This window comes from Campylobacter concisus, assembly GCF_003048835.2.
Classification (GTDB): domain Bacteria; phylum Campylobacterota; class Campylobacteria; order Campylobacterales; family Campylobacteraceae; genus Campylobacter_A; species Campylobacter_A concisus_D.
In genome coordinates this window covers 477,984-494,416 of record NZ_CP060705.1, presented here as the reverse complement: position 1 = coordinate 494,416, position 16,433 = coordinate 477,984, and the positions used below count along the sequence as shown (strand labels likewise).

Genomic DNA, 16,433 nt, shown 5'->3' with positions numbered 1-16,433 from the left:
TTCTACTCTTTAAATTCTTTTGTTTTTTTATTTGATAAAAAGCTTTTTATTATATTAAAAACTTTTAAAATTTTTATACATTTTTGTATTATTTGATATTTTTTGGCTATTTAAATATAGCTGTTTTTTAAATTTAATGTTTTTGTGTCTAAATTTGGCCCACTGTGGATTGGTTTTTAAAAAATAGTAATCTACTCTATTGGATTAAAATGTATTGTTTGGCTTTGAAAAGTTTTTGTGTATAGTGTTTCTCACCACAACACCAAAATAAATTTTTTAAACACCAGTCCTGATGGTTTTGTTTGAGCTATTTTTATGACTTCACATGCTATTTATTAAAAACTATGTAAAATATGTTTTAAATCAAACTAAAGGAATTCGTTTTGTTTTACCTTTTGCAATATCTATTTTTTTATCCAATACTTAAATTTATAAGTTTTTTTAGAAAGCCATCTGATAAAATTTTGATCATACAAACTGCAAAGATCGGCGACTACGCAAATTCTACTATTATCTTTGAGCCTTTATCTAAATTTGATATATTGCTCGATGAGATAAATTTGGCTTTTGCTAAGCACGACAATAGAATAGATAAAATTTTTATAATAAACGATATAAAAAAGAAAAAAACTTCCAAGCTAAGACTGGCTTTTGCACTTTTTAAACAAAACTATAAAGATGTTTATATACTTATGCCAAATAGCCTAAATCTTTTCTTAGCACGCTGCACTCTATCCAAAAACATAGTAACTATCAAACATTACGCTACTTCTAGCAGCTTTGCACTGCTATCTTTTGGTATGAAAAAAATTTCACACACATTAAACGACTTAACGCTCTTAACATACCTAAAGATGATAGATATTAATGAGTTAAAATTTGAAAAACAACTGCAAAAACCACTACAAGTGCCATCAGAAAATATTATCAAAAGCGATAAATTTAAGATAGGCATAAGCCTTAGCGCTGGTAATAAAATGAAAACACCACCAAATCAAACATGGAATAAGATTTTGCAAATTTTCTCTAAATTTGACTGTGAAATTTATATTTTTGGCGTTGGAGATGAGAATAGACTACTAGAAAAATTGATTTTAGAATGTGAAAAAAGAAATAGTTTTGAGGGATTAAAATTTATATCGATGATAGATAAGATCAAACTTGAAGAACTTCCATTTTATCTATCGCAAATGCAGTTATACATAAGCTCTGATACCGGAAACTACTATGTAGCTGACAGTGTGCACACTCCAACGATATGTTTAATGGGTCCTTGTTTTGCAAGTGAGCAAAGGGGAGTGTTTGATTCGCTTATTATAAATTCTGCTTTAGCTCCGATTAGCTCTGTATTTAAGACGGTTAGAAATATAGATGCAAGCTCTTTTTTTGAGCTTAGCAAAGATGATTTAGAAAAGATTGAGCGATTTGTCAAAGATCACTATATATCGCATCAACGCTGCGAATATAATTATCCAAACTAAAAGTATCAATGACTGCACTATCTGGTGCTTTTGAGCTTGGTTTAGCTAAATTTTCAAGACATTTTAAAAGCGATCTTGGGTCTCTTTGGACTATAAAAAAATCTTCTTTTTTTGATGATATATTATAAATTTCTCTTATAACTGGTATATTTGAGTAAATAACGCCAAGGCCACAACTAAGTCCTTCTATGACAACCCTTGGCAATCCTTCATCGCTTGAAAAGCCTATTACGTAGTCACAATTTTTATAAATTTCTCCCATTTGTTGCACAAATCCCAAATATTGTGCTTTACTAGATTTTATTAGCTTATTAAATTTCTCTTTTGCACCAGGTGTCAGCTCGCCACTGCCTGCAAAGTAAACCTTAATATCATCTCTTTTTAAAAGAGTTAGCGCATCAAAGACCAGCTCATGTCCTTTGAGTGTTAGAAAATTTGCAGGCATTATTATGTTGATCTTATTTTGGTTAAACGCTATACCTTTAATACTCGATAGCTCATTGCTAACTATTATTGGATTGTAGATTATATTTTTTTGCATTTCTATCTGCTTGGCATAAAAATTATAGGTCGAATTTGAAACACAAATAGGTATAAATTTTTGTTTCTTTAAAATTTTAAGCTTAAACGGCTCTATGAGAGAATTTTTTCGTAAATGCTGTATAACTTTAATGCCTAAAACATTTGCAGCTTCGATGTAGGCAAGATTTGTTGAAAAGTGATTATTTAGATGAATTATGTCTGGTTTTTCATTTGAAAGCATAGCGATGGCATATTTGTAATCTTTTTGATAAAGGTATTTAGCTAAAATTTCTTTGCTAAATATACGCAACAGCTCTTTTATTATTTTTGCTGGCTGCCTCTTTGGCATAAATTTTATAAAGTTCACGCCAAGATTATTGATTATTTCAGATATATTTTGTTCGCCAACTTTATAGTCATTTTCAAAAAAAGCACTAAATTGATATTTTTTGTATTTTTCTAGACCTTCTAAGAGATATATAAAGCTCTTTGTTCCGCCACCATATTCATATCCAGTATCTACAAACAAAATTTTTTTCAAATCATTTCCTTGAGCATATCATAAACCTCTTTTTCATCTATTTGCAACATACATTTTTGAAATTTACACTTTTTGCCTACGCATGGAGAGCAAGTGCGTGGTTTTTTAATAAATTTATGAATATCTATATCAAAATCTGGATTTGAATTTATAGGTGATGCCACCGCAAAAAGACCAATAGTTGGAGTTTTTAGGGCTGCTGCGACATGCAAAGGACCAGTGTCTGGCGTGATGAGTATATTTAGTCTAGAGATCAGTGCGGCTGCTTCTCTAATGTTAAATTTACCAGCAAGGTTTAAAACGCGAGAATTGTTTATCCTTTCTTCTAGCTGCTTAGTCATTGCACGCTCAGTAGGACTTCCTGTTAAGACTATGATAGCATCTCTATCTTGAAAAACAAGCCTTGCAAGTTTTTCCCACTTATCTATAAACCACTGCCTAGAAATAGTGCTAGCACCCATTTGAAAACCCACAATTTTACGGCTCTCATAGCCTTTTAGTACTTCATCAACATTAGTAAAATCACTTGCCTCAAGGTATAAATTTAGACGCGTATCATAACTTTGAATACCTATAAATTTAAGCTGCTCTAAGCGGTTTAAAACCACATATCTTTCATCTCCATAGGGCTCTGGCATATTTGAGTGAAAGGTGCTAAAATTATTATTTAAATTTGGTAGTTTAAATATATATTTTGCTCCGCAGAGGACTGCTAGAGGGGTGGCTTGCGGTTCGTTTGAGTGCAAAATAAAAACTATATCTGGGGATATTTTTTTTAATTTTTTTAAAACATCCAAAAAACCACTTTTCTTACCATTATATAATAAAATTTCATCAATATTTGGATCAGTTTTAAAAAGTAACGCAGTAGATGGATTTAGCAGTGCAACTACTTTTACATGCGGAAAATTTTGCTTAAACACTCGAAATACTGGCGTGTTAAAAATAGTATCGCCCAGTGCTGTATTGCTAAAAAAACAAACGGTTTGAAATGGCTCAGTCACTAACTGTGTCTTTTGTATTTTTTTAAATTTTAAAATTAGACGCATAATGTTTTCAAAGAGTTTCATACATTTTTTCCGTTTGTTCAACCATTGTTTTGATTGAGAAATTTTCTACTATAAAAGTTCTAGCATTTGCACTAAATTTTGCACGAAGATTAGCATCTTCTATCATATTTTTGAAGGTATTTTTTAGCAAATTCTTATCATTTCTTTTAAATAAAAGCTCTATTTTATTTTCTTTTATTGCTTTGAAAAGTCTACCTAAAATGCTGTGTATGCAATAAACTAGCGAGCTTTCAAGCTCAAGTATGTTTATCATTATTTTCGGGACCTCTTTTACAGTATATGCCAAGCGCCATACCTAATGTCAGGTAAAAAAGCTTTGCTTCACTGCTTCCAAAAAAACTACCAAATATTAAGCTGGCAATAAAACCAAGTGCACCAAAGAAAATCGTATATCCAAATGCCTGAATTAGTGCATCGTTATTTTTACCAACTTGAACACTAGTTTTTAAGTAACTTATCCAAATTCCAATAAATGCAAGAAAGCCAAATATACCTAGAGAAAAAAATATTCCTAAAAATTCATTATGTAGTTGAGAATAATTAGAAAAAGGTATATCTTGCTCGCTATTTAATTTTCTAATAGTTTTTCCGTATAAAAATCTACCATATCCAGTTGGCACAAAGGGTTCATGTAGTCTATAAATAATGACTGATTTCCACGAAGATATCCTAGATGGAACTGATTCAGTTAGCCCCATTTCAGAGTATGCTCCCATCTCTTTTGGAGTTTTTTTCATAAGCTCAATATATTTTGGTATAAGGGTTAAATTATACCTGTCTGGTGATATGTGATGAGAAATTTGATAAAAACCAAAAACAAAGATGACGGCTGCTACACAAGAAAACAGCCTGAATTTGTTAGAACGTATAAAAATAAAAAAGATAGATACTAGCACAAATGCAACGCCAATATATGTAGCTCGTGTGTTGTTTGAAATTATACTAAGTAATGAAATCGCTAAAAATGCAGCTGCTAGAATTTTATTTTTACTAAAAATAAAAAGAGAGATCGCACATCCAAGGGCATACATCGCCCAAATTCCAAACCTCTCACCACCACCATTATAAATATATCCATCTAATAACCCACCAGTTCTATAACTAAAGTCAAAACCAACATTAGCCCACGTTATTATATTTATGACAGAATGTAGTAAAAGTGAAGAGAAAAATATATAAATATAAATTTTAATTTTGTCATATCCTAAATTCATAAAATAATAGAACAAAACGATCATAAATGCGACATTTTTTATAACACCCTTATTAACCTCTTTTAACGTTTCATTTATATCTATGGTAAAAAAAAGTGATATATACGCTAATAAAGCTATTATAAAAAGTAGAGCTAGTGGGGCTTTTATTTTTAGTAAATCTTTCAAGCTCCATTTTTTATACTCTGTTGCAACGACTAAAAGAGTAAATAATGACATAGATATAGACTGTATAGAAGCTACTTTTGCCACTGGCAAAGAAAATATATAAATAGTAAAAAATATATATTTTAAATTTTCAAGCAAAGTGTAATATTTTTTCATAAATTTCATCATTTTTGATTTCCTCTACTATTTTGTTTGGGCTTTGTAAGACTATGCACTCACCACTGCCGTAAGTTGGCGCCCATCTTAAAGGATTTGTTTTTCCAAATAAAACGATCGTCTTTACACCAAGAGCTGGGGCTAAATGCGCTACACCTCCATCAAGAGTAAGAACAAATTTGGCTGCCCAGATATAACTCGCTAGCTCATCTAAACTCTTTGTTCTAGCAAAAACAACATCTGCCTTATGTGCTATGTCATTGCCAAAGTTAGCTTCTTCTGCACTAATGACAATATTTTTAAATCGTTGCTTTAGAAATTCTAAAATTTCTAAGATTTTACCTTCACTTAAGCGATTTTGCTCTACTCGTGATGAGATATGAAAAAAGATAAAGTCCCTAAATTTTTCATTTTTTTCACTTGGTACGTAAAGTGTTTTTTCATCTTTAAAATTTACCCCAAGTGGTATCAAACACTGAAGACAAAGTATAACTTCATGTGGCGTCTCATCAAAATTTAATCTATCTGTTATAAGACCCCTATCCTCGTTTTGTTTGACTGCTCCTATTACCTTTTTGGCATGAGCCACTCTTGCAAAAATAGCAGCCGATGGCGAATAAGAACTTCTAAAAAGAACCACAACGTCATAATTTTCACGCCAAATTTGAAACAAAATTTTACACTTTCCAAAAAAAGCTTTGATCTTTGCGGTAACTGATTTTACATGTTTTGGTTTTGTATATGTGTATATTTTATTTAAAAAAGGGTTATTTTTAACAACGCAGGCATTTAGGCTATTGACGACGATATCTATCTGGGCGCTAGTATATTCTTTGCGTAATGCCTCAATAGCTGGTGTAGTGCAAATTAGATCACCTATGTTGTCATTTCTTATAAGTAAAATTTTCAAAACATTCCTTCTTTTAAATAGTAAATTATATCTAAGATTATTTTAAAACAAGCCAATTTTTAGGTTAAGGCATTTTTTTGTATTATTAAACAATTTAATATTATTTAAAAATGTCTTTGGCGGAGTTATAGATGAAAAAAATAGTATTTTTAAGAACTAATCCAAACGCAGTTGGAGGTGCTGAAAGATACTTAAGAAGGCTTGTTAAGGCCCTAAATGAGCTTGGTATCCAAACAGAAATTCGCTCATATCTTGGAGATGCTAGCATCTCTTCTTGGAAAAAAGCTCTAAATTTTAACCGCCAAGTAAAACGCCAAAAAAGAGAGGACGAGTTTTACTTTAGCTTGGAGCGCGTAAGCTGCGCTGACATCTACAGGGCTGGAGACGGTGTGCATAAGGTTTATAGGGCGACAAAGAGCTTTTGGTGGCTAAACCCCCTAAATTTCGTCTATCCATACTTAGAGAAAAAATGCTTCAAAAACTCCCAAAAGATCATAACAAACTCAAATTTCATCAAAGAGCAGATCATCGCGACTTACGGCATAGAACCAGAGAAGATCACGACCATTTATAACGGCGTAAATTTACCCCAAAGGGTGCAAAAAGCTGAGGCAAAGCTAACACTTTGCGAGGAATTCGGACTTAAATTTGAGCTAGCGACCCTGCTTTTTGTGGGAAATGGCTTTAAAAGAAAGGGGTTAAAAGAGTTTTTACTCCTTGCTTCAAAGCTAAAAACGCCCGTAAATACGCTCATTGTCGGCAAAGACAAAAACATCTCAAGCTACAAACGCCTAGCTAAAAAACTTGGGCTAAACGCCTACTTTGTCGGCGAGCAAAAGAGCACGGCGAAATTTTATGAAGCGAGCGATATTTTCATCTTTCCAACGCACTATGAACCATTTTCAAATGTCGTGCTAGAGGCACTTAGCTTTAAAAACGTGGTCTTTACGACGGCTCAAAATGGCGCTGGCGAGATATTAGAAGATAAATTTGTACTTCAAAGTCCAAATGATGAGAGCGCGCTGGAGTTTATAGATGAAATTCTCACAAAGCACGAGCTTATGGCGAGCCTGCAAGAGAAGGCTTACGAGCTTTCGCTAAATTTTAGTATCGAAAAAAACGCCACTCTTACGCTTGAAGTGATAAAAGACGCCTTAAAATGAGAGTTTTTATCGAGCTTCCAACCTGGCTTGGCGATAGCGTAATGGCAAGCGCTGCGATAGAAAATTTAGTGCAAAATGAGAAAAATTTACAAATCGTTTTTTTTGGCTCATTCGTAGCCTGCGAGCTTTACAAAAACCAACCAAACTGCGAAAAAGTGGTTGTTGATGAGAGTAAAAAAGCTAAATTTAGGTTTTTATCTCTTACAAAAAGTGCAAAAAATCTTGGTAAATTTGATCTAGCGCTTAGCTTTAGGAGCTCATTTGCTAGTAAATTTTTGCTATTTTTTATAAATGCTAAGAAAAAAGCCATATTTAAAAAGAGTAAAACCGTCCTTCATCAGGTGCTAAAATATGCAAATTTTGTAAAAAATGCCCTTGGCTTGGGCGAAATTTCCACTCAGCTAAAGTTACATTTTACACCTCAAATTTCAGCCAAAAAAACACTAGCTCTAAATCCAGGTGCGAGCTACGGAAGTGCGAAAAGATGGTATCCAGAGTATTTTGCGCAGGTGGCGCTAAATTTCAAAAATGAGTTTGAGATAGTCATCTTTGGTGGCAAAGGCGAGCAAGAAATTTGCGAAAAAATTGAGCAAATTTTAAAAGAAAACGGCGCAACTTGCCAGAATTTAGCTGGCAAAACAAGCGTTAAAGAGCTTTGTGAGCGCATAGCTGGGCTTAGCAAAAATGGCATTTTCGTCACAAACGATAGCGGCCCTATGCACATAGCTGCCGCATTTCATGTGCCAACAATCGCTCTTTTTGGACCGACAAAATTTAGCGAAACCTCGCCATGGGGCAATGAATTTGCAAAGATAGTGCATCTAAATTTAGCTTGCATGCCCTGTATGAAGCGAGTTTGCCCACTAAAAACGCATGCTTGCATGAGAGAGCTAAAACCCCAAATGGTGATAGATGAGATAAATTTATTAAGAAAAGAGAGTGGGATTTAGGTAAAAAATAAAACGAGGCAGTTGCCTGCCCCGCTAGTTAGCATTAAGCCGACTTTTCTTTGAGATATTTGTTTATAAGAGTTGTGATCTCTTCGCCGTGCGGGAACCTTGACTCATCGTTTCCGATGCGATCCTTTTTAGAAAAGATAACGTTTCCATCAACCTCGACGATGAAATTTCCACCATCTCCTACAACCAACTCGACTCTTGCATCACTAAAGTTCGTTTTTATTTCATCTTCTACACGAGAAGCTACCGGACGATAGTTTCAAGAGTTGCAGTAAATAATTTTTACTTGCATGCTCTGTCCTTTCTTGTGAAATAAGCTTTGATTATATAAAATTTATCCTAACAAACAGATAACACGAGAAAGGATGATTTTATGAAAAAAGTAGCCGTAATCCTAGCTGATGGTTTTGAGGAGATCGAGGCGATAACCTCTGTCGATGTTTTACGCAGAGCAGGTGCGACAGTATCTATCGCTAGCTTAAAGGATGCGCAGATCAGAGGTGCTCACAATATAGTCGTAAAAGCTGATGTCACACTTCGTGAGGTGGAGGAGCTAGGCTATGATGCGATCGTGCTTCCAGGAGGTCTGCCTGGCGCAGAAAATCTCGCAAATGATGCCAAACTAAGAGAAATTTTGCAAGAATTTGACAAAAAAAGTAAGCTAATTTGTGCCATTTGTGCCGCTCCTATGGTGCTTGAGCGAGCTCGTGTGCTAAAAGAGCATTTTGTCTGCTATCCTGGCTTTGAAGAAAATGTAAGAAGCGATAAAAAAGGCTACGTAAGCGATAAAAACGTGCTAAAAGATCAAAATATCATCACTGGCAAGGGACCTGCTTTTTCTATGGAATTTGCACTTTTTGTAGTGAAAAATTTGCTTGGCGAAGAGGCTTACCATAAAGTAAAAAATGATTTACTTTATAAATAGTTTATAAAAAAATTGTAATTTTTTATTTAATTATTCTACTTAAACTTAAGGATAAATTTTGTTTAGTGATAGATATTATAACACCTTGCTGTTGCGATTTGTTGCATTTAAGGATATTTTTTAAAAAATTGTAATATTTTTCTTGATTTTTACATCTTTTTGACGGAAATAAGCTATTATTTCTCTAATCGATCAGATCGATAATTTTTTTAAGGAATAATCCTGTGAATATTTATGTAGGAAATTTGTCGTATAGAACGACAGAGGCAGAGTTGAAGGAAGCTTTTGCACAATTTGGTGAAGTAAAGCGCGCAAAGATCGTAAAAGATAGAGAGACAGACCGCTCAAAGGGCTTTGGCTTTGTTGAGATGGACGATGCGAGCGAGGGCCAAAAGGCGATCGACGCACTAAATGAAAAAGAACTCGGCGGACGCACTTTAAGAGTAAATGAGGCTAGACCAAGAGACTAACGACTATTTGCCACCATCTGGTGGCATAGTCTCTCGCATAGCTCCGACGCCAAGCGGCTATCTACACGCTGGCAACGCCTACAACTTCATCTTGACTTATCTTTTGACGCGCTCGCTGGGTGGCGTTTTGCACTTAAGGATCGATGATTATGACCTTGGCAGATACCGGCGCGAATTTGTTCAAAATATCTTTGATGTGTTAGAATTTCTGGGACTTTGTTACGACAAAGGCGCTACAAGCGTTAGTGACTTTGAGCGTAATTTTAGTTTCAAAACAAGAGCCAAAAGATATGAAAACACACTTGAAAAGCTGGGCGAAATTTACATTTGTGAATGCACAAGAGCCACGAAAGATGCCTATGAAAACGGCATTTACACTAAAATTTGCAAAGATAAAAAGCTAAATTTTATAAAAGATAAAACCGCTATTAGACTAAGCGTGGATGAAAACGACGAACTTGGCAGGATCGTGGCAGCGCAGATGGGCGATTTTGTCATTTATAAAAAGGATTTTACCCCAGCTTACAACTTCGCAAGCGTCATAGACGATGAGGACATGGGGGTAAATTTAGTCGTTAGAGGCGAGGACTTGCTGCCTTGCACGCTAGCTCAAAGATACCTTGCAAAAAGGCTAAATTTTAGCTTTTTAAATGCCAAATTTATCCACCACAAGCTACTTTTAGACGGAGCAAAAAAGCTTTCTAAAAGCTCGAAATCACCACCGATAGATCTAAGCCAAAATCCTCAAATTTACTACAAAATGCTAGCAAATGATCTTGGGCTAAATTTATGCTCAGCAGATAAAATTTCAAACCTTCTTTATGAATTTAGGCTTAAAAATATAGCTGAATTATTACTAAATCAAACCTGAAATATTTACGAGTCTATTAAGATCATCAAATTTGAAGCTAAGTTCATCTTTAAGCTTAGTTAATATCTCATCTTTGTTTTCACTAAATTTTATCTCGCTACCCAGCAAAAGTCCTTTTATAAAAAGCTTGTGATCAAGCTCATAGGCACTTATGCACTCATTTACTACGCTTATTACTTCATTTGCTAAAACTGGCTCTTTAAAGATAGCCTCCGCCCTAAATGCAATGTACGCAGCACCTCCTTCGTAATCGATCTTATAGTAGCTTAGCTCCTCGCCAAGCGCCACGCAAGCGACCAAGCTAATTGTATGACCATTTGTCTCTTCATCCAGCTCAAACTGCGGCGCAATAAATGCCTCAATGCCAAATTTCTCGCCAAACTCACGCGCCCTGTTTGCAAGAGCAAGCAAGCGCTCGTCAAAGCCATTTATATTTTCATATCCCCAAAGCCAAGTGTTTGACGAAAAGCTCTCAGAGCCGATAAACTGCATATCAAACTCTTTTTCATCAAAGTAAATTTTGCCGCTTTCAAAGTCAGCCTGCCACTTGCTATCTTGCACCAAAAGCCTTAGCGCCCTCTTTTGAAGCAGCATCGCTCTACCAAGGCAAGCGCTAAAAAGCTCACTCCAGCTAGACTTATCCACACCAAGATCATCTAAAAAATGACCCTTTTTTCTAAAAATATCAAACATCTCTTGTCCTTAAATTTACGCCGAAGCTGCCACTTTTTCTATCTCTGTTGCGACCTCATCGGTTACGATAAATTCGGTTTTATATATGAAAATTTCGCCAGTTGCTTCATTTTTTATCTTCAAAATTAGCCGTTTTTGATTATTTGGAGCATTTTTGCTAAAAACTAGCGAGTAAATTTGCTCCAGCTTTTGCCTGCTAAGCTCGCTAAGGCTTAAAAGCACCTCTAGCTCGGCATACTCTCTTACTTTTTGAGGGGCGCTCGCCTCTTCGTTTTTGCTAAATTTAGAGTTTTGCTTTAGCTTTCTTGTCTTAAAGTCTAAATTTTGCGCGTCTTCTAGGCTATAAACCTCATTTAAATTTGTCCTAACAAACTGGTCATCTCTAGTGATATTTATCCTAAATGCGTAAGGCAAATCACGTTTTGCCTCGTCTTTTACGATATCTTCGATGTTGCCAAGCTCTCTTTCAAAGACGGCGATCTCGATGTTGCCGTGAAAGTCAAGCACATTTATAGTGCCCATTTTTTTGCCACTTTTTGTGATCCTCGTAGCAAAGTCCTCGATCTTGCCAACCACTAAAATTTCAGCGCTTTGTGGCAAGGTTTCAAACTCCGAGCTTAGCGTGTATTTGATCTTATTTATCTCATCTTTATAGTCATCAAGCGGGTGACCTGAGAGGTAGATACCAACGCTCTCTTGCTCAAATTTCAAGATCTGTTTGATGTCAAATTCATCATCTATAGTGACAAAATTTATCTTCACATCATTCATGCTATCATCTTCGCCAAAAAGGCTCTCGGCTGCATTTTTACGTATCTGGGCTGCATTTTTGCAAGCTTCTACGATATTTTCCACATTTTGCAAAAGCATCTTACGGCTAAAGCCAAATTCATCGAAGCAGCCAGCTTTTATGAGGCTTTCAAAGACCTTTTTATTGACCTTAAATGGATCGATCCTCGATACAAAGTCGTCCATGCTCTTAAATTCGCCCTTTGCGTCACGCTCAGCGATGATGTTCTCAATTGCCGCTCCACCAACGCCTTTAATCGCTCCAAGCCCAAAGATAATGCCGTCGTGATCTCCATTTTTAACGACGCTAAATTCTTTGGTTGATTTGTTGATAGATGGTGGCAAGGTATCGATGTTTATGCGTTTTATCTCATCGATGTAGCGAACGATCTTATCGACGTTACTCTCCTCGCTTGTTAAAAGTGCCGCCATAAATTCAGCTGGATAGTAAGCCTTCAGATAAGCCGTCTGAAATGTGACATAAGCGTAGGCTGCAGAGTGAGACTTGTTAAAGCCATATCCTGCAAATTTAACGATCAGCTCGAAAAGATCATCCGCCTTTTGTCCGTTTAGCCCCTTTGCCTCAGCACCTTTTACAAACTCGCCCTTTAGCCTGTCCATCTCCTCTTTGATCTTTTTACCCATCGCACGGCGCACAAGGTCCGCACCGCCTAAGCTAAAGCCGCCTATGGCTTGCACGATCTGCATGACCTGTTCTTGATAGACTATGACGCCGTATGTTGGCGCAAGGATCGGCTCAAGCTCCTTAAATGCGTATGTGATCGCCGCCTCGCCATGTTTTCTTTTGACGAAGTCATCAAGCATGCCACTCTCCATCGGTCCTGGGCGGTAGAGTGCTAGCATCGCGACGATATCCTCAAAGCAGTCTGGGCGCAGGCTAGTTCCTAGCTTTCTCATGCCCTCGCCCTCTATCTGAAAGATGCCGATGGCTTGGCCACTTTGTATCATTTTATAAACGCCAGAGTCGTTTTTATCGACCTGCTCCCAGATGATGTCCTTGCCGGTGCGCTGTTTAACGAGCTTTATCGCATTGTCGATAACCGTTAGCGTCTTAAGGCCAAGAAAGTCAAATTTTATTAAATCAACGTCTTCAAGGTATTTGAGGCTATACTGAGTGACAAAGCGATCTTCTGGGCTATTTGGTTGGCGAAATAGCGGGGTTTTGTTCCAAAGCTCTTCGTTTGAGATGACGACACCCGCTGCGTGCTGGCCGGCGTTTCTATTTAGCCCCTCAAGATCAAGGGCAAATTTCCAAATTTTAGCCGCCTTTGGATTTTGGCTTATTAGCTCAGCTATCTTTGGCTCTTTATCGTAGGCATCTTTTAGCGTGATGTTAAGCTCATCAGGGATAAGTTTTGCCATCGCATCAGCCTCAGCATAAGGCATGTCGCAAACTCTAGCGACGTCTCTGATGACACCTTTTGCGAGCAATTTACCAAATGTAATAACGCCAGCAACGTTAAATTTGCCGTATTTTTGCGTGACGTAGTCGATGATCTCGCCACGTCTGCTTTGGCAAAAATCCACGTCGATATCCGGCATACTAACGCGCTCTGGGTTTAGAAATCTCTCAAAAAGCAGGTTGTATGGGATAGGATCAAGGTCGGTGATCTTTAGCGAGTAAGCGACCAAGCTACCAGCCGCAGAGCCACGTCCTGGGCCAACTGGCACACCTCTGCGCTTGGCTTCGTTGATGAAGTCCCAAACGATCATCATATATCCTGGGAAATTCATCTTATTAATGATGCCGATCTCTATCTCAAGGCGTTTTCTATACTCCTCGTGTAAATTTTCTGGGACAAATTTCAGCCTCTCTTCAAGACCTTTTCTGCACTCGTGCTCGAAAAATACAGCGTCATTTTTGAAGCTATATCTGTTTTCTGGCTCTGGGAGGGTCAAATTTCTCTCCTTAGCACACTCAAGAGTAAATTTAAAATTTGGCGGAGTTGGGTTGCCAAGCTTGATCTCGAGATTGCACTTATCCACGATCTCTTGGGTATTTTCTATCGCTTCAGGTATGTCTAAAAATAGCTCGTTCATCTGCTCTTTGCTTTTAACAAAAAACTCATGGACGCTGTGACGAAGTCGGTTTGGATCGTCTAATGTTTTGTTCATCGCAATGCACATGAAAACCTCGTGCGCAGCGGCTCTTTCTTTAAAAGTGTAGTGGGTGTCGTTTGTGGCGATGACCTTGATGCCAGTCTCTTTTGCAATACGCAAGATGTCATCGTCTATGCGCCTTTGATCGCCGATGCCGTGGCGCATGATCTCAAGGTAAAAGTCATCGCCAAAAATTTCTTTATACTCAAGCGCGACCTCTTTTGCCCTCTCATAGCCTTTAGCGCCAAATTTAACGTTGCGGTCGCTTAAATTTAGATGCCAGCTCACCTCGCCCTGCAAACAAGCAGAGCTGCAAACTAGCCCCTCGCTGTGCTCTTTTAAGATTTTTTTATTGATACGAGGATAGTAGTAAAAGCCCTCTATGTAGCTCATAGAGCTTAGATACATCAGATTTTTATATCCAGTCTCATTTTTGGCGATTAAGATGAGGTGAAAGCGCTGTTTAGTGCTCTTGTCGTCAAGCTGCTCGCCGTTATGCACGTAAGCCTCGATGCCAATTAGCGGTTTTATCCCATTTTTTTTCATCTTTTTGTAGAAATCAATCGCACCAAACATGTTGCCGTGATCCGTGATCGCTGCTGCTGTGTCGTCTCTGTCATGGAGCATATGAGCTAGCTCTTCTATCTTGTTTGCTCCGTCTAGTAGGGAGTATTCGGTGTGTAAATGTAGGTGTGTAAAGCCAGAATTTTCACTCATTTTTTATCCTTTTTAATGAGCGGATTTTACAAAATTTTGGCTAATAAGGCGCTTGATAAAAGCTTAATGGGAGCTTTAAAAATTTAGAAATTTTTCGGTATGTAGTAAGAGCAAAGCGCGCGATTATGCTACCGCGCTGCGCTATTTAACGTTTGGCAAATTTTAAAATTTGATCGAGTTTCTAATCGCATGCAGTGCGCCAGCACCTTTGCATGCCCTTCTAACGTGCGAGGGGTTTAGGGGATTTAAAAAGGGGGATAAGGGGACGGACTTCGTGTCTGCCACGCAGTTGCGAGCCTGCGAAGCAAAATTTAAGTCCCCTTGTCTCCCTTTTGATAAAAACTTTAAATTTCTAAAAAAACTATTTTTTACAAATTTTAAAATTTCATGGACGAGTAATTTCGGCTCTAAAATTTGAGCTAAGCTATGAGCGAAGCCAAATTTTAGTAGTCAACTCTTGCGAGTGAATGGAATTTTAAAATTCGCAAAATAGTTTTTATAAATTTAAAGTTTTGCTTCTTTGTTAAGGGGGAAGAGGCTTGAATTACGAAGTCGCTCCCTTCCCCCTTAACAATCCCCTAACCCCGACGACGTTAGAGGTGCATGCGTCAGTGCTTCGCACTGCATGCGTTTTATCGTCAGGCAAGTGTAGGCAAATTTTAAAAATTTAAAAACGAGCATATCACGCTTCTAAATTTAGTGGCGAGTTTTACGAGACCTAAATTTAGTAAGTTGCTAAGGCGAGTGAGTAAAGTTTTAAAATTTGCAAAATAATAAATTAGATCGCGGGCTAAGCCGCAATCCATTATAGATAAACTGGGATATTTGTATGTTCTAAGAAAAATCTTGATGTTCCGCCAAGGACCATCTCCATTAGTCCGTTTTCGCCGTATCTGCTAGCTACGATAAGGTCTGCGTTTCTATCATTTGCAGCTTTTAAAAGTGCTTCGCCAGGTATCGTTGTAGTTGCTATAACTTCAAAACTAGCACTGATATTATGAACCTTAAAGTATTCTTCAAGTTTTTTAAGATTTAGCTCGGCATTATCACCAAGGCTTGCTTTTGAAGTGATGCACTGAACTTTTTTAGCGCTCTTTAAAAGATCGATCGCGCCAGTTAGGGCTCTTGAGCTTTGAGTTGTTCCCGTCCAGCTTACAAGGATGTTATCAGCTTTAAAATCACGCATCTTTCTAGGGATAACGATCGCATTTTTGCCACTTTTTAAAACAGCTGACTCAAATGTGCCAGTGATCTTGCCATCAAGTGGCACTGCAGCTACGACTAGATCGCAAAATTTACTCTCTTGCTCAACTATAGCGCTTCTTTTTCCATTATGGATCGTGAAATTTGCAGTGCAGACATCTTCGATGACCTCGTCGCTCACCTTTATGCCTAGCTCTGCGCAAATTTTATTAAAAAGCTTTTCATTCTCTTCGTGTTCAACCGCAAGCTCTGACTTGGCTGATTTTAAGAATTCCTCAAAAAGCACTCCACCACGAAGCGTCATTTTCATATTATAAACCACGCTTGGATCTAGTTGGCAAGTGAGGATCTCCATGTGAGCTTTAAACCATTGTGCAACTTTTAAAGCACCGTAAATTCTTGGCTCGATATCGTCCCCTGCTCCTATTGGAAAAAGCAACTTTTTGTATTTCATCATCTA

General features: G+C 37.2%; 15 protein-coding genes. 6 read left to right on the top strand and 9 right to left on the bottom strand.

The genetic code is table 11. The features are described from left to right. Positions 1–383 precede the first annotated feature (383 nt). On the top strand, positions 384–1,481 hold the full coding sequence (locus tag CVT08_RS02420; RefSeq protein WP_107856606.1) for a glycosyltransferase family 9 protein: 1,098 nt from the start codon (positions 384–386) through the stop codon (positions 1,479–1,481). On the opposite strand, the gene CVT08_RS02415 is transcribed toward CVT08_RS02420, so the two are convergent. The 5 genes from CVT08_RS02415 to CVT08_RS02395 are packed head-to-tail and all read right to left on the bottom strand — an operon-like array spanning position 1,429 to position 6,062. Then, positions 1,429–2,544 carry a glycosyltransferase family 4 protein gene (locus tag CVT08_RS02415; protein ID WP_107856605.1) on the bottom strand — a complete coding sequence of 372 codons (1,116 nt, stop codon included), beginning with the start codon at positions 2,542–2,544 and terminating at the stop codon, positions 1,429–1,431. The two genes, CVT08_RS02420 and CVT08_RS02415, sit on opposite strands and share 53 nt — an antisense overlap. Further along, the gene (locus CVT08_RS02410) at positions 2,541–3,614 is read right to left on the bottom strand and encodes a glycosyltransferase family 9 protein (protein WP_107856604.1); all 1,074 of its coding nucleotides are present in this window, start codon (positions 3,612–3,614) and stop codon (positions 2,541–2,543) included. The genes CVT08_RS02415 and CVT08_RS02410 overlap by 4 nt, the downstream gene beginning before the upstream one ends. Beyond that, positions 3,601–3,867 (bottom strand): glycosyltransferase, encoded by a 267-nt coding sequence (locus CVT08_RS02405; RefSeq protein ID WP_103598746.1) that lies wholly within the window; start codon positions 3,865–3,867, stop codon positions 3,601–3,603. The genes CVT08_RS02410 and CVT08_RS02405 overlap by 14 nt, the downstream gene beginning before the upstream one ends. Further along, positions 3,851–5,164, bottom strand: coding sequence for an O-antigen ligase family protein (locus CVT08_RS02400; RefSeq protein ID WP_107856603.1), 1,314 nt, complete (start codon positions 5,162–5,164; stop codon positions 3,851–3,853). The genes CVT08_RS02405 and CVT08_RS02400 overlap by 17 nt, the downstream gene beginning before the upstream one ends. Continuing rightward, positions 5,127–6,062: a glycosyltransferase family 9 protein gene (locus CVT08_RS02395; protein WP_107856602.1), complete on the bottom strand. Its 936-nt coding sequence runs from the start codon at positions 6,060–6,062 to the stop codon at positions 5,127–5,129. The genes CVT08_RS02400 and CVT08_RS02395 overlap by 38 nt, the downstream gene beginning before the upstream one ends. Positions 6,063–6,193: 131 nt before the next feature. On the opposite strand from CVT08_RS02395, the gene CVT08_RS02390 reads away from it, so the two are divergent. Further along, positions 6,194–7,225 carry a glycosyltransferase family 4 protein gene (locus CVT08_RS02390; RefSeq protein ID WP_107856601.1) on the top strand — a complete coding sequence of 344 codons (1,032 nt, stop codon included), beginning with the start codon at positions 6,194–6,196 and terminating at the stop codon, positions 7,223–7,225. Beyond that, positions 7,222–8,175, top strand: a complete 954-nt coding sequence (gene waaF, locus CVT08_RS02385) for a lipopolysaccharide heptosyltransferase II (RefSeq protein WP_107856600.1) — start codon at positions 7,222–7,224, stop codon at positions 8,173–8,175. The genes CVT08_RS02390 and waaF overlap by 4 nt, the downstream gene beginning before the upstream one ends. A gap of 43 nt (positions 8,176–8,218) precedes the next feature. On the opposite strand, the gene CVT08_RS02380 is transcribed toward waaF, so the two are convergent. After that, positions 8,219–8,476 carry a SelT/SelW/SelH family (seleno)protein gene (locus tag CVT08_RS02380; RefSeq protein ID WP_258031597.1) on the bottom strand — a complete coding sequence of 86 codons (258 nt, stop codon included), beginning with the start codon at positions 8,474–8,476 and terminating at the stop codon, positions 8,219–8,221. A gap of 81 nt (positions 8,477–8,557) precedes the next feature. On the opposite strand from CVT08_RS02380, the gene CVT08_RS02375 reads away from it, so the two are divergent. The 3 genes from CVT08_RS02375 to CVT08_RS02365 all read left to right on the top strand — a co-directional run bounded on the left by CVT08_RS02375 (position 8,558) and on the right by CVT08_RS02365 (position 10,450). After that, positions 8,558–9,109 carry a DJ-1 family glyoxalase III gene (locus CVT08_RS02375; RefSeq protein ID WP_107856599.1) on the top strand — a complete coding sequence of 184 codons (552 nt, stop codon included), beginning with the start codon at positions 8,558–8,560 and terminating at the stop codon, positions 9,107–9,109. Positions 9,110–9,333: 224 nt separating this feature from the next. Further along, positions 9,334–9,579 (top strand): RNA recognition motif domain-containing protein, encoded by a 246-nt coding sequence (locus CVT08_RS02370; RefSeq protein ID WP_103652043.1) that lies wholly within the window; start codon positions 9,334–9,336, stop codon positions 9,577–9,579. Next, positions 9,557–10,450 (top strand): glutamate--tRNA ligase family protein, encoded by an 894-nt coding sequence (locus CVT08_RS02365; protein WP_107856598.1) that lies wholly within the window; start codon positions 9,557–9,559, stop codon positions 10,448–10,450. The genes CVT08_RS02370 and CVT08_RS02365 overlap by 23 nt, the downstream gene beginning before the upstream one ends. Here the strand turns inward: CVT08_RS02365 and CVT08_RS02360 are convergent. The 3 genes from CVT08_RS02360 to CVT08_RS02350 form a co-directional block, all read right to left on the bottom strand. Next, positions 10,436–11,143, bottom strand: a complete 708-nt coding sequence (locus CVT08_RS02360; protein WP_107856597.1) for a DUF6882 domain-containing protein — start codon at positions 11,141–11,143, stop codon at positions 10,436–10,438. The genes CVT08_RS02365 and CVT08_RS02360 overlap by 15 nt on opposite strands. Before the next feature lie 15 nt (positions 11,144–11,158). Next, on the bottom strand, positions 11,159–14,770 hold the full coding sequence (gene dnaE, locus CVT08_RS02355; protein ID WP_107856596.1) for a DNA polymerase III subunit alpha: 3,612 nt from the start codon (positions 14,768–14,770) through the stop codon (positions 11,159–11,161). An 805-nt stretch (positions 14,771–15,575) separates the two neighbouring features. Then, positions 15,576–16,427: a universal stress protein gene (locus tag CVT08_RS02350; protein ID WP_087582804.1), complete on the bottom strand. Its 852-nt coding sequence runs from the start codon at positions 16,425–16,427 to the stop codon at positions 15,576–15,578. Positions 16,428–16,433: the final 6 nt, after the last annotated feature.